Origin of the sequence: Lacihabitans sp. LS3-19 (genome assembly GCF_024343575.1) — a bacterium.
Lineage (GTDB): Bacteria > Bacteroidota > Bacteroidia > Cytophagales > Spirosomataceae > Leadbetterella.
Genome location: NZ_RJUA01000121.1, coordinates 193,126 through 205,742 on the forward strand (window position 1 = coordinate 193,126; position 12,617 = coordinate 205,742).

The following is a 12,617-nucleotide window of genomic DNA, read 5'->3' on the forward strand; positions in this document are numbered from 1 at the left end:
AAAAACCTCAACACGAATGCTGAGGTTTTGCTTCGAAAACTAAAATATATTAGTCGTCTCTTCTTCCTAAAAATATCATTACATAATACATAAGGTTGGCTATTGCAGCTAATGCAGCAACTAAATAGGTTCTTGCTGCCCATTTAAGTGCGTCTGCTGCCATTGCATGTTCGCTTTGATTTACTACATTACGGGTAGTCATCCAAGCCAATGCTCTATTACTTGCGTCATATTCTACAGGTAAAGTAATCAAACTAAATGCGGTGATAGCAGCATTTGCAGCAATTAGAACAATCAATAATATATTCCCAATTCCACTACCTTGTGAAAGCATGTAGATACCACCAAACATTAAAAACATATTTAACATACCCATAACCTTAGAGGCCACATTAACAGCAGGAACCATCGCTGAACGCATTTTTAATGCAGCATATGCTGTAGCGTGTTGGACTGCGTGACCACACTCATGAGCTGCGACAGCTGCTGCTGAAACGCTTCTACCGTGGTAAACATCTGAGCTTAAGTTAACTGTTTTGTCTAATGGATTGTAATGGTCTGTCAATTGTCCTTCAACGTGTGTGATTTTTACATCATAAATATTGTTGTCGTTCAACATCTTTTGTGCTATTTCTGCACCACTAAGTCCATTCGAGAGACCAACTTTTGAGTATTCTGCAAATTTACTTTTCAGTCTGTTGCTAACAAACATACCGATTAGCATAAAAATTACTCCAATTACTATAATCATCTTTTTATTAAATTTATGTTATTTCAAATTAATATACTTTAGACAAAAAACAAAGATATAGGTAACAGGGTTTCAATGCAATTAGATTTTTAGGATAAACGGATAAACTTGGATTTATAGGTTTGATTTTTCATTATGAAAATTTTCCAAAGCTAATGAAATCAAAAAGGCACCAAATTATTAATTCGATGCCTTTTTTAGAATTAGGTTAAATCGTTTGATTACATATCTTTCAATTCACCAACAACTTTGGTTATTGTTTGTTTTGCGTCTCCGAACAACATTAAGCAGTTTGGATAGCCAAATAGCTCATTTTCAACGCCGGCGTATCCTTTACCCATACTTCTTTTGCTGACTATCACCGTTCTGGCCTTGTCTGCATTTAATATTGGCATACCGTATATTGGACTTTGAGGATTGCTTCTGGCCGCAGGGTTTACCACGTCATTTGCTCCGACTATAAACACCAGGTCAGTATTTGCAAAATCGTCATTTATTTCGTCCATTTCTATCAGTTTATCATAAGGCACATTGGCCTCGGCCAAAAGAACGTTCATGTGGCCAGGCATACGTCCAGCCACGGGGTGAATAGCAAACCTGAAATCGATATTTCGTTTTTCGCATTGCTCACTTAATTCTCTGATAATGTGCTGAGCTTGAGCCACCGCCATACCATAACCAGGTACAACTATAACAGAAGAAGCAGAGTCAAAAAGCATCGCAGCTTCTTCTACACCAACTTCTTTTACAACAATATCAGATCCTTCAGCTGTAGGGCCCCCACCTGAAGTTGCCCCAAATCCACCTAATAATACGCTAATAAGAGAGCGGTTCATAGCTTTACACATAATATTGGTTAGGATAATTCCAGACGCACCAACTAAAGCTCCAGCCACGATTAACACGTTGTTGTTCAACACAAAACCAGTGGTACAAGCCGCCATACCTGAGTAGGAGTTAAGTAAAGAAATCACTACTGGCATATCCGCTCCACCGATAGGAATAACAGTAAGAATACCCAAAAGGAATGAAATAACAACAAGGCCAACGATGTAGGTAGGGTCAACTTGATACATAACCGCAAAAACAGAAAGTACCACAGAGACAATGAATAAAATTAGATTTAAAGGGTGTTGACCTTTGAAAGTAATTGCATTACCATTGACTTTGCCAGAAAGTTTGCCCCAAGCAACAAGCGAACCTGTGAATGTGATTCCGCCAATAAACACACTTAAAATGATACTGATTGCAGTAATTATGTCTACATCTACCATTTTTTCTTGGGTTTTTAACCAATAGTCAGATGAAGCTACTGCTACAGAGGCGAGACCTCCAAAACCATTAAAAAGTGCCACCATTTCTGGCATTTGGGTCATTTCTACTTTATAAGCAATGTATAAACCAATGGCTCCGCCAACAACCATGCATATCAAAATATCAACAAGTGTAATGGCTTCTACTTGAACAACTGTTGCCAAAATGGCGATAAGCATACCAACTGCTGAAAGTTGGTTTCCTTTTCTTGCTTCTGATGTTTTATTGAGTTTTTTAATACCAATAATAAACAATACAGAAGAAACTAAATAGGCTATTTGTATATAAATATTCATCTTTTATTTCTTTTTAAACATTTTCAACATCCTGTCTGTCACTGCATATCCACCAGCAACATTTATTGTGGCTAAAATCAATGCTCCCATGCCTAACCATTTACTAAAAGCAGTATAACCCAATTCGTTGGTTGCTAAAATAGCCCCAACTATAGTGATACCAGAAATAGCGTTTGAGCCTGACATCAATGGCGTATGTAAAGTTGGAGGAACTTTTGCGATAAGTTCAAAGCCTAAATAACTGGCCAATACCAATACATACAAGAGTAGTATTAATCCTTCTAAGTTCATATTTTTATTTATTTAGTATTGATTTTGTAAATTCATGTACCAACTCGCCTTGATGCGTTATCAATGACCCTTTGGTTATTTCTTCTTCCATTTCCCATTTGAAACCATCTTTGTCTGCCAAGTGCATCAATAATGTAATGATGTTTGTGCCATACAATTGACTAGCATTGACTGGTAAAAGTGCAGGTAAATTAGATTCACCAATAATAGTCACACCATGTTTAATTACCGTCTTATCTTTTTCTGATATTTCACAATTTCCGCCTGACTCTACTGCCATATCAACTATAACTGAGCCGCTTTTCATTGATTTCACCATGTTTTCGGTAACTAAAACGGGAGCTTTTTTACCAATCACCAATGCTGTTGTTATAACCAAATCGGCATCTTTTATTTTAGTTTCTATCAATTCTTTCTGTTTTTGAAGGAATTCCGCCGAGACTTCTTTTGCATATCCACCCTCTACTTTTACACCTTCCACGCCTTCAACGGTTAAAAACCTTCCCCCAAGCGACTCCACTTGTTCTTTGGTTTCTGGTCTAACGTCAGAAACTTCCACAACGGCTCCAAGTCTTTTTGCTGTTGCAATAGCTTGTAAGCCTGCTACACCAGCACCAAAAATCAGAACTTTGGTAGGCGTGATAGTTCCAGCAGCGGTCATCATCAATGGGAAAATTTTGCCAAGTGCATTTGCTCCTAAAATAACCGTTTTGTAACCCGCAAGATTAGCTTGAGAACTTAAGGCGTCCATTTTTTGGGCTCTTGAAATTCTCGGAACAGCATCCATTGAAAATGAAGATATTTTTTTAGCATTTAATGCATTAATGACTTCAGGGATAGTGTAAGCATATAAAAATGAAATAGTTACAATTCCATCTTTAAGCATACCTACTTCTTCTACAGTAAATGAATTTACTTTTAAAACAACATCCGATTGACAGATGTCCTTTTTTGCTACGGCCGTGGCACCAGCCGCAATAAAGTCAGCATCGAAATAGGATGATAATGCACCAGCGTCGTTTTCGATAGCTACCTCAAAACCCTTTTTTATCAGTTGTTTAACTACGTCTGGTGTTAAAGCAACCCGAGTTTCGAAGGGTTTGGTTTCTTTTAATACTCCAATTTTCATATTATTTTATAATTCTGTTTTTGAAAAAAAATATATTGATATTTAGAATGTTGATTCTTAAAAATTAAGATGTTTTTTATAGGGTTATTTTCCAAAATTACCTTTTTGCTAATATTTTTCACTATACATTGCCAAAAAAAGGAAATTGGTTGAAACTGTTTTTTTTCTAACAACAAATATTGATAAAAAAAAGAATATGCAAAAAGCAAAGGTTTGAATTTTACCTTTAATAAGAGAAATACCATCAAAAAAACATTTTTATTCAAGAGATTCTAATTAATCTAACGAAGCTTAAATATATTTTGCTTCCAAGCGAAAATATATGACGTCTGACATTATTAAATCTAATTTAGAAAGGTTTTCTTAAAAAATCATTTTTCTTGTCCAAGATACAATCCTCCTAAGACCAAAACCAGCCCAAGCATAGTATGCCAAGTGAAGGGCTCATCTAATATAAAAGAGGAAAAAATAAAACCAAAAATTGGGCATAGAAATAAAAAGAAAGATGCTCTTACTGAGTCTATTTTAATTAATCTTAACCATAGATTTACGGCGAGTACAGAAACTGGAATAACCAGCCAAAGTATTGAAAGGGAATTACTTAAGTTGTAGATTATAGGTTTTTCATTTAAAAACCAAGTGAGCGGCAGCATAAAAAGCCCTCCTAAAAGAACCTGCCAGCCGTTAATTGCAATTCGGCTTAGCGTCCAATGTTTTTCTGTAAAATAAACCGCGGCAATGCTATAACTCAACATGCTTATTAGCAAATAAATTAATCCACGAGGTGTGGCGAAGCTATTTTGTAAAAGTGGCCAAACAGCCAAGAAAACGCCACAAAATCCTAAAATTAGACCGATTATTTGTTGGATTTTTATTTTTTTACCAAGAATAAGACCACTTATTATGGCCATCAATAATGGACCCAAAGAAACCGATAAGCTCCCAATACCAGCTGCTACCTCTTTTATTGCCAATACAAATAGACTCAGGTAAACAGTAATATTTAAAAATCCAAAAATTGAAAGTCCTTTTAATTCCTCTTTAGATGGCCATTGCCACTTTTCGAAAATTGCAGAATAGCCTAACATCAAAACTCCAGCTATGAAAAATCGCGACTGAAATAAAACCAAAGGCTCCATAGTTTGAACCCCGATTTTTGCTGCTACTGAAGCAGAGGACCAAAATATTGCGAAGATTACGCCTAATACAATAAATTGTATCCCGCTATTTTTCATTTTTTGATAATGTTTAGAGCATTTTGAGTAGTAATATTTTTTATTTCATCTTCAGAAAGGTTGTATAATTCTGAAAGTTTCTCAGTCACGTGGCTTAAATAGGAGACTTCATTTCTTTTGCCTCGGAGAGGAACCGGAGCTAAATATGGAGAATCAGTTTCTAAAACTATGTTGTTTATTGGTATTTCACCTAAGAATTTATCTAGGCCTCCGTTTTTGAAAGTAACCACACCACCTATGCCTAAATGAAAGTTTAATGAAATTACCCTTTCTGCATCTTCTTTGTTTCCCGAAAAACAATGGAAAATACCTCTTAAATCTTTCCATCCAAACTCTTCTATCAAGTCACAGCACCTTTGAATGGCATTTAATTGATTGTCTTTGGAGTTTCTTGAATGAATACAAATAGGTAGATTGTATTTTTTTGCAAACTCTAATTGTTTCAAAAAAGCTTTTTCTTGCTGTGGCACGAAAGTCAGATCCCAGAAAAAATCCAAGCCAATCTCTCCAATCAATATGAATGGTCTTTTTTCTAAATTATCTCCTACGATTGCTAACTCTTTTTCAAAATCTTCACCGACATAACATGGATGCAAACCCATCATCGAAAGGCATTTTCCTGGATATTGGGATTCTAGAGCCAACATTCCAGGAATCGTTTCAGAGTTACAATTTGGCATCCAAATTTGTTCCACACCTAATTCAAACGCCCTTTGAAGCATTTCATCTCTATCATTATTAAATTGCTCATCATAGATGTGTGCGTGAGTTTCGATTATTTTGGCCATAAAAAAGTCTAATTTTTATGCAAAATTAGACTTTATGTATTGAAAAAAGCAATTTAGGTTCTAAAGTTTAATAATAGTCAAATTGGTTTTGAAAAGCTAGTTGGTAAAGTGGAAAATGAATTTAATTACATAAGCCATTTATGGTAAGTCTTACAGTATTATTAGTGGGTTTTATTCTTGCTCCAGCTATTAATCTGATTCTAGTTCCTGCGTTTAATTGGGAGTCTTTGCTTGTAAAAATATTGACGTTGCCATTTAATGGATATGGCTGTGAACCAACAGTAAGGGTACTTTTTGCAGCATCAATTAATTCTGTATTGTAAGTTGTTGTACCGCCTAAAATACCTGAAATATTTTTATTTGTACCTACAACTACATTTTCAAATAAACCTCCAGAACCGTCATTGTTATTTATAGTTGTTCGCATTCTGGTGCCTTGATTAACTGTAAATTGAGAGTAGCACATATACCAATAACTCATGATATTGTTAGTTGGAGGGCTATAGCTTCTGGTTTGTCCATTGCAGAATATACTTGCAGAGCCAGTATAAGTGCAACCACTTCTTGAGTTTTGAGAGCCAGAAACGTCCGCATTTGTATCGCATATAAAATCTCCAGTTGTCGAACAATTTGAGCCATCGGGGCATGAAGTTCCAAAGGCTGTTTCAAAAGTGTGGTATAACCCTAAGGCATGGCCCATTTCGTGGTAGAAATTAAAATTTGCAGATTGGACAACAGAAAAATCTCTTCCTGGAATATCATAGGAGTAACCACCATAAGCTGTAGAGCCTTTGTGAATATAAATATCGATTGCATTTGTGTGCGAATTATAAGATCTTAAAGAAGTTATATTTGCACTATTGGTGAAGTTCATATTTGTGTTTAATGTAGTATTGTCAATATAATCATAGCCTAAAAATGCAAAGCAAATATTATGCGGCTTGAAAAAATTAGTCATAGTTTGTATATCAATAGCCAATTGTTCTGGTGTAGTCGCTGCATTTGTTCCATCTGTGTTTCTTAATATGTGTGCATAAATTTTCATAACATATATATAGTCTACAGCTGCTTCTGTTTCTCTTATAGCTTCTTCTGAAAACTTCTGAGGTTCTTTTGGCGTTTGAGTTCCACAGTCAGCAAAGTCAATTTGACCTAAGCTTTTTAAAGAAACGAAAAGTGTTAAAAAAATAATTAATTTAGCTTTCATATAATAAGTATACTAAAAGTAAGATGTTATTTTTAATTTGAAATTCTGACTAGGAAATTTTCATTCAATTTTAATTATACCTTAATCAATTAGAATTGACATCCGTAAGTTAAAACCCTAACTTTCCCGTTTGAGTTGGGATAAGCATGAAAGCCTGGTTTTAATCGAACTTGGTTGGATGTGAAATATACATCTGCAGACCCTGACGAATTTACATTTCCAGCGGAAGCTATATTGCCAACATTTAATGTGTTTCGTGAAGCTCCCCACCAAGTACCTGTAGTGTAGTTTTTATTACTAATATTTGCGGTATTAGTCTGCATAGTCATATTCCCAATAGCTGTGACACCCGCTATTGTGTCATACATCCTAGTTCGTTGATTTGGAGTAAATATTGTCATGCAGAAAAAATAATAACTCATAAGGTTGTTTACCATTGGGTTATAAGACTGATTATTAGCATCTTTAGTAGTGCCAGTGTAAACACAAGTTGAACTATTGAAATTTCCATTTGGATCTGCTGGAGTATCACAGACTAAGTCGCCAGCTGTAGAGCAATTACTGCCATTTACAAGTTCATTTCCAATGGCTGTTTCAAAAGTATGAAGCAAACCAAGGCAATGTCCAATTTCATGTGATAAAACACCATCAAAGTTTTCAGGAATATCAATTGATAGATGGGTGTTGGGTATATCATATGCCGTGCCTATTAACCCAGTTCCATTGTTATTTCTTAGCTCTTTATGGCAATATATATTCAACGCATTGCTCCAATCGTAAGCAAATAGTGCTGTCCTATGGGCAGATGTATTTGAGTTCATAAGGGTATTCAATGTTGTGTTATTTATATAAGTAAACCCTAAAAGAGCAAAACAAATATTCCATGGTTGATATTCATTTCTAATTTTTGTTAGCTCTCCTTCAATATAAGCCTCAGTTGCAGCAGCATTAGATCCATCATCATTTCTTAAAATATGAAAAACCACTCTAACTGTTTTAGCTGTTGCGTACCCTTCCGTGGATCTTATAGAATCAATATTCCATCCTTTCAAATTGTCAGGATTGAAGGGCGTATCACAATTGATTTGTGCTTGTAAAATAACTGATGACCACAGCACAAAACATACTATAGAAAATGATATTTTTGTTTTCATGCTAAATTAATTCTTATTAATAGTTTTTTTCAACTCCTCAATTTCCTTTTGTTGCCTAATAGTATGAAGTGTTAACTCCTCAATTTTAGCCATCATTTTAGTCATAAGTTCTGCTACATGAGCTCCTTTTTCTTCGATATCTTTTGCAGAAGGTACATTTGGCAAATGTTTGTTTTCTTTGATGAAATTCTCAACATTTTCTAGTTTATCTAATTTATAATCTTCCTCAAAAACATAATCAGCCCAGCCCGTTTCTACTATTACCTCATTTGCCCTAATTATACCTAATACATCGAGCTTATTGTTTGGAGATGTTGTGCCTATTCCAACATTTCCACCACCATATGCTAATATTACGTGTTGGGTTGTATTGTAGTTTAAGTTTAAATTTCCAACCAGTGCATCAATTTCGTTTCCATCAAGTAGCATTGTTTGTCCTGGAGAAGAAATTTTTATCCCAGCTGTTATTCCATCATTGTCAGGGCCTACTACGTGGAGTCTTGCAGTAGGATTATTAGTGTTTATTCCAATGTCACCATCTCCTTTTATATTAAATTTTTCGACACCATTGTATTCTATTCTCCAATAATTATCAGCAGAAGTTGCTCCATTTAAATAACTTTGAGCTATCCATTTATTAGAATTTGCAGATGATGTCCAATTTATTCTAGATAAAGAGCCTAATGCATTTACTCTGATATGTGGATCTAAGTCCGAGCCTGTGTGGTCTATATGAACTTTAGCCTCTGGAGTAATAGTCCCAATACCTAAATCTCCTGCATTGTTTAATGCCATTCTATCTAATGCATTAGTACCCCAAATAAATCTATTTGTACCTCCAAAAGTGTACATTCTTACATCTCCAGCACCGCCACCTCCAGTAGCTACGCCTATTCTGAAGTTATAAGTTGGGTCTCCAATCCTGAAATCACCAGCTGTGCTCGTTGCGAGATTCCAATTACCTCCAAAAATATCTAATTTATGGCTGGGATTAATAGTTCCAACTCCTACATTACCACTACTTAAACTCGTGGTTAATACGGGAAGCCCTTCACCTATAAAAACAAATTTGTCCTCAACGTCCTTATATTGTAGTCCCCAATCAGTATAAGTAGGAGAGTGGGAAATTACCATTTTGTCAGGATTGCCAGTACCTGATTTAAAAATATTTAAGCTGGGATTTGAGCTCGAATTTGAAAGGATATTGCCATTAGCATTGTTACCTGGTAGAATTTCAACTGATTGAGAAAAAGAAAAATGAGCAACTAACAATAGTAGTATTAATTTTTTCATGGTAATTTGATTTTGAGTTTAAATTGTAGAATAAATTTAAGTTCAAATCTTTATTAAGTGGTCGAGAGTTTTATTTAATGGTTAAGAGTTTTATTTTGCGGTTTTAGGGTTTTACTAGAGTTAGAAAAAAACTGATTTTAGTCATATTCTTGAATTTATTTCTTCTATTTCAAATATTAAAAGAACAAAATGTTTTAAGTTTGCGTTACTATTTATAATAAGTCTAATTTACATTTGAAGACAGTAGCGGATCTAAAAGAAGGGGAAAAAGGGAAAATATCTGCATTTCTAGATAACAAGCTTGCTTTGAAGCTTCTGGAGATGGGTTGTTTGCCTGGTACGGAGGTCAAACTCGAACATAAAGCTCCTTTAGGTTGTCCTTACTGTATTTCAGTTTCAGACGATTACCAGCTTTCTTTACGTAAATCGGAGGCTATTACAATACTTATTGAAAAAAATGATAGTAGCTCTCATCGGTAATCCGAACTGCGGTAAATCTTCTTTATTTAATCACTTAACTGGCCTTCGTCAGAAAATAGGGAATTTCCCAGGCGTTACTGTTGATAAAAAGGTTGGCTTTTGCAAAGTAAGTGATGGCTCCGATATTCAGATAATTGACCTTCCAGGTACCTACAGTTTATATCCAAATTCGCTCGACGAGCAGGTAGTTCTTGAAGTTTTAGCTAACCAAAACCATCCTGATTTTCCAGATTTGGCGGTTATAGTTGCTGATTCATCCAATCTAAAGCGTAATCTCCTACTTTTTGAACAAGTTAACGATTTAGGGATTCCAACAGTTTTGGCTTTAAATATGCTTGACGTAGCCAATGAAATCGGTATTACGATAAACACACCAAAACTAGAAAAGCTTTTAGGAATACCCGTTGTGGAGGTAAATGCTCGTGAAGGGATTGGTCTAGAAGGTTTAAAATTGACTATTTTTAGGGCCTTAGAAAATAAATCAATTCATGAAAATTTAGACTTAATTACGCTAAGTTTAAAAGAGAATGTAGGAAAAATTAAGGAAAGGTTTAATCTTAAAACAGACTACACGGCCCTTCAGTTTTTGTCTCAAACCGATAAATTAGGATTTTTAAAACCAAAAGATGTTTTGTTTTTGAAGGAATTGGCCACAGAAATGAATTTTGAAGCCGATGAATTCCACACCAAAGAGGTTATTGACAGATACAAAGATATTGGAGAGACGCTTTCTCAGGTGATTGAAGTTGAAGATGAAAAACACAGTTCACTTACACTTTCTCAAAAGATTGACAATGTTCTCATTCATAAGTTTTGGGGATATGTGATTTTCTTGGGTATCCTGTTTTTGATTTTCCAGTCTGTTTTTACATTGGCAAACTATCCGATGGATTTGATAGATGCTGGGATAGCAGATTTAAATAATCTCTTAAAATCAATTCTTCCTGAGTCTAAAATCACCGATTTACTTACCGATGGCTTAATAGCTGGAGTGGGTGGGGTGCTGATTTTTATACCGCAAATAGCTTTTCTGTTTGCATTTATCTCAATTTTAGAGGAGTCAGGTTATATGGCCAGAGTGGTGGTTTTGATGGACAAAATCATCCGTAGGTTTGGAATGAGTGGCAAAAGTGTAGTGCCTTTGATTTCAAGTATGGCTTGTGCAGTGCCAGCCATTATGTCTGCTAGAACTATCGGCAACTGGAAAGATCGATTGATAACTATTATGGTTACACCATTGATGAGTTGTTCAGCTAGACTGCCTATTTATACCATTCTTATTGCCTTGGTAGTGCCTGATGATAAGCTTTTTGGACTTTTTGGATACCAAGGTTTGGTTTTGATGGGTTTATATTTGCTGGGCTTTTTCTCTGCTTTAATAGGAGGTTGGTTTTTGAAGAAATTCTTAAAAACCAATGAACAGTCGTTTTTTGTGATGGAATTGCCAACTTACAAAAAACCAAGGTGGAAGCAAGTAGGATTTACGATTTTAGAAAAAGTAAAAACCTTCGTTTTTGAAGCTGGAAAAGTGATTGTTGCAATTTCGATAATACTTTGGGTTTTGGCATCTTATGGTCCTGGTGAGGGTTTTTCAAATGTTGAAGAAAATGTAACAAAACTCCATCCTGAGCTAAATGGAAAAGAATTAGAACATAAAATTTCAGCCGAAAAACTTAAAAATTCTTATGCTGGACACTTTGGGAAATTTATTGAGCCTGCTATTAAGCCACTAGGATACGATTGGAAAATCGGCATTGCTTTGATTACATCTTTTGCAGCTAGAGAAGTGTTTGTGGGTACAGTTTCTACGATCTACAGCATCGGAGCGGATGATGCCGATGACGCCACGATTAAGGCTAGACTAAGAAGAGAAGTGAATCCCGATACTGGTGAGCAGGTATTTTCGGTAGCAACTTCCTATTCTTTATTGATTTTTTATGTGTTTGCCATGATGTGTATGAGTACCATTGCTGTGGTATATAGAGAGACCAAGTCATGGAAGTGGCCCATTATTCAATTAGTTTATATGAGTGCCTTGGCTTATTTTTCGGCTTTTGCTGTTTATTGGTTATTGAAATAAGACTTTACCATTTTACGATTTTAAACACTATTTCTTTATAATTGTCCCTTTCATAAAGAACCCCTATTTTTCTTCTTGACTTTGACACCTATTTTTTCAAAAAGCTCTCAGATGAATACCTGAGCAGGATTTTGGCTTAATTTTCAAAAAATTGTAGAGAGCCGATTTGGTTTTTAGGTATTGACTTTCAGTGTCTTACGGTTGTAATTTTGCATTATGGCTTATTTGAAAGTTGAAAAGAAAGAATCGGGTACTTATTTACGCATTTTGGAGAGTTATCGAAATGCTGATGGTAAACCAACGTCGAAGGTTTTGTACTCTCTTGGGAAGGTCGAAGATTATAAGCCTGAGGATCTTCGTAACATTGGAATCAAGTTTTATGAATTAGGCGGTGGTGACTTGAAAGCCCTTCTCGAAGGCGAATTATTGGAATTAGGCCGGTACAATTATGGTTACCAAAAGGTATTCGGCTATTCCCTTGAGCATTATGGCTTAAAGTCATTATTAGATCGTATTCAGAAAAAGAGTAAGCTGCAATTCAGCCTATTTGATAGTGTTTTTTTGATGCTTTTGGAGCGTCTTCAAAGTCCTTGTAGCAA

At 35.3% G+C, this 12,617-nt stretch carries 11 protein-coding genes and 1 pseudogene; 3 read left to right on the top strand and 9 right to left on the bottom strand.

Annotated elements, in window-relative coordinates:
- Window positions 1-49 precede the first annotated feature (49 nt).
- From EGI22_RS19640 to EGI22_RS19680, 9 genes are all read right to left on the bottom strand, one after another.
- Window positions 50-751, bottom strand: coding sequence for a zinc metallopeptidase (locus EGI22_RS19640; protein ID WP_255070153.1), 702 nt, complete (start codon window positions 749-751; stop codon window positions 50-52).
- Window positions 752-972: 221 nt separating this feature from the next.
- Window positions 973-2,361, bottom strand: a complete 1,389-nt coding sequence (locus EGI22_RS19645) for an NAD(P)(+) transhydrogenase (Re/Si-specific) subunit beta (RefSeq protein ID WP_255070154.1) — start codon at window positions 2,359-2,361, stop codon at window positions 973-975.
- A 3-nt stretch (window positions 2,362-2,364) separates the two neighbouring features.
- Window positions 2,365-2,652, bottom strand: coding sequence for an NAD(P) transhydrogenase subunit alpha (locus tag EGI22_RS19650; RefSeq protein ID WP_255070155.1), 288 nt, complete (start codon window positions 2,650-2,652; stop codon window positions 2,365-2,367).
- A gap of 4 nt (window positions 2,653-2,656) precedes the next feature.
- Window positions 2,657-3,781: a Re/Si-specific NAD(P)(+) transhydrogenase subunit alpha gene (locus EGI22_RS19655; RefSeq protein ID WP_255070156.1), complete on the bottom strand. Its 1,125-nt coding sequence runs from the start codon at window positions 3,779-3,781 to the stop codon at window positions 2,657-2,659.
- A 371-nt stretch (window positions 3,782-4,152) separates the two neighbouring features.
- Complete coding sequence (locus EGI22_RS19660; protein WP_255070157.1) at window positions 4,153-5,016, bottom strand: DMT family transporter; 864 nt, start codon at window positions 5,014-5,016, stop codon at window positions 4,153-4,155.
- The gene (locus EGI22_RS19665; protein WP_255070158.1) at window positions 5,013-5,804 is read right to left on the bottom strand and encodes a TatD family hydrolase; all 792 of its coding nucleotides are present in this window, start codon (window positions 5,802-5,804) and stop codon (window positions 5,013-5,015) included. The genes EGI22_RS19660 and EGI22_RS19665 overlap by 4 nt, the downstream gene beginning before the upstream one ends.
- Before the next feature lie 121 nt (window positions 5,805-5,925).
- A complete protein-coding gene (locus tag EGI22_RS19670; protein ID WP_255070159.1) occupies window positions 5,926-7,011 on the bottom strand; it encodes a M43 family zinc metalloprotease in 1,086 nt (361 codons plus the stop codon).
- An 89-nt stretch (window positions 7,012-7,100) separates the two neighbouring features.
- Window positions 7,101-8,165 carry a M43 family zinc metalloprotease gene (locus EGI22_RS19675; RefSeq protein WP_255070160.1) on the bottom strand — a complete coding sequence of 355 codons (1,065 nt, stop codon included), beginning with the start codon at window positions 8,163-8,165 and terminating at the stop codon, window positions 7,101-7,103.
- Between the two features lie 6 nt (window positions 8,166-8,171).
- A complete protein-coding gene (locus tag EGI22_RS19680) occupies window positions 8,172-9,458 on the bottom strand; it encodes a hypothetical protein (protein ID WP_255070162.1) in 1,287 nt (428 codons plus the stop codon).
- Window positions 9,459-9,692: 234 nt separating this feature from the next.
- Here EGI22_RS19680 and EGI22_RS19685 point away from each other — a divergent pair, with 234 nt between their 5' ends.
- The 3 genes and pseudogenes from EGI22_RS19685 to EGI22_RS19695 form a co-directional block, all read left to right on the top strand.
- The gene (locus EGI22_RS19685) at window positions 9,693-9,938 is read left to right on the top strand and encodes a FeoA family protein (protein WP_255070163.1); all 246 of its coding nucleotides are present in this window, start codon (window positions 9,693-9,695) and stop codon (window positions 9,936-9,938) included.
- Window positions 9,916-12,018, top strand: a complete 2,103-nt coding sequence (gene feoB, locus EGI22_RS19690) for a ferrous iron transport protein B (RefSeq protein ID WP_255070164.1) — start codon at window positions 9,916-9,918, stop codon at window positions 12,016-12,018. Before EGI22_RS19685 ends, feoB begins: the two co-directional genes overlap by 23 nt.
- A gap of 216 nt (window positions 12,019-12,234) precedes the next feature.
- Window positions 12,235-12,617: pseudogene (locus EGI22_RS19695) on the top strand (hypothetical protein); the annotation flags it as partial.

What these genes read in the sequence shown, in the direction of transcription:
- EGI22_RS19640 (WP_255070153.1), bottom strand. Translation starts at nt 751, where the DNA reads ATGATTATAGTAATTGGAGTAATTTTTATGCTAATCGGTATGTTTGTT.
- EGI22_RS19645 (WP_255070154.1), bottom strand. Translation starts at nt 2,361, where the DNA reads ATGAATATTTATATACAAATAGCCTATTTAGTTTCTTCTGTATTGTTT.
- EGI22_RS19650 (WP_255070155.1), bottom strand. Translation starts at nt 2,652, where the DNA reads ATGAACTTAGAAGGATTAATACTACTCTTGTATGTATTGGTATTGGCC.
- EGI22_RS19655 (WP_255070156.1), bottom strand. Translation starts at nt 3,781, where the DNA reads ATGAAAATTGGAGTATTAAAAGAAACCAAACCCTTCGAAACTCGGGTT.
- EGI22_RS19660 (WP_255070157.1), bottom strand. Translation starts at nt 5,016, where the DNA reads ATGAAAAATAGCGGGATACAATTTATTGTATTAGGCGTAATCTTCGCA.
- EGI22_RS19665 (WP_255070158.1), bottom strand. Translation starts at nt 5,804, where the DNA reads ATGGCCAAAATAATCGAAACTCACGCACACATCTATGATGAGCAATTT.
- EGI22_RS19670 (WP_255070159.1), bottom strand. Translation starts at nt 7,011, where the DNA reads ATGAAAGCTAAATTAATTATTTTTTTAACACTTTTCGTTTCTTTAAAA.
- EGI22_RS19675 (WP_255070160.1), bottom strand. Translation starts at nt 8,165, where the DNA reads ATGAAAACAAAAATATCATTTTCTATAGTATGTTTTGTGCTGTGGTCA.
- EGI22_RS19680 (WP_255070162.1), bottom strand. Translation starts at nt 9,458, where the DNA reads ATGAAAAAATTAATACTACTATTGTTAGTTGCTCATTTTTCTTTTTCT.
- feoB (WP_255070164.1), top strand. Translation starts at nt 9,916, where the DNA reads ATGATAGTAGCTCTCATCGGTAATCCGAACTGCGGTAAATCTTCTTTA.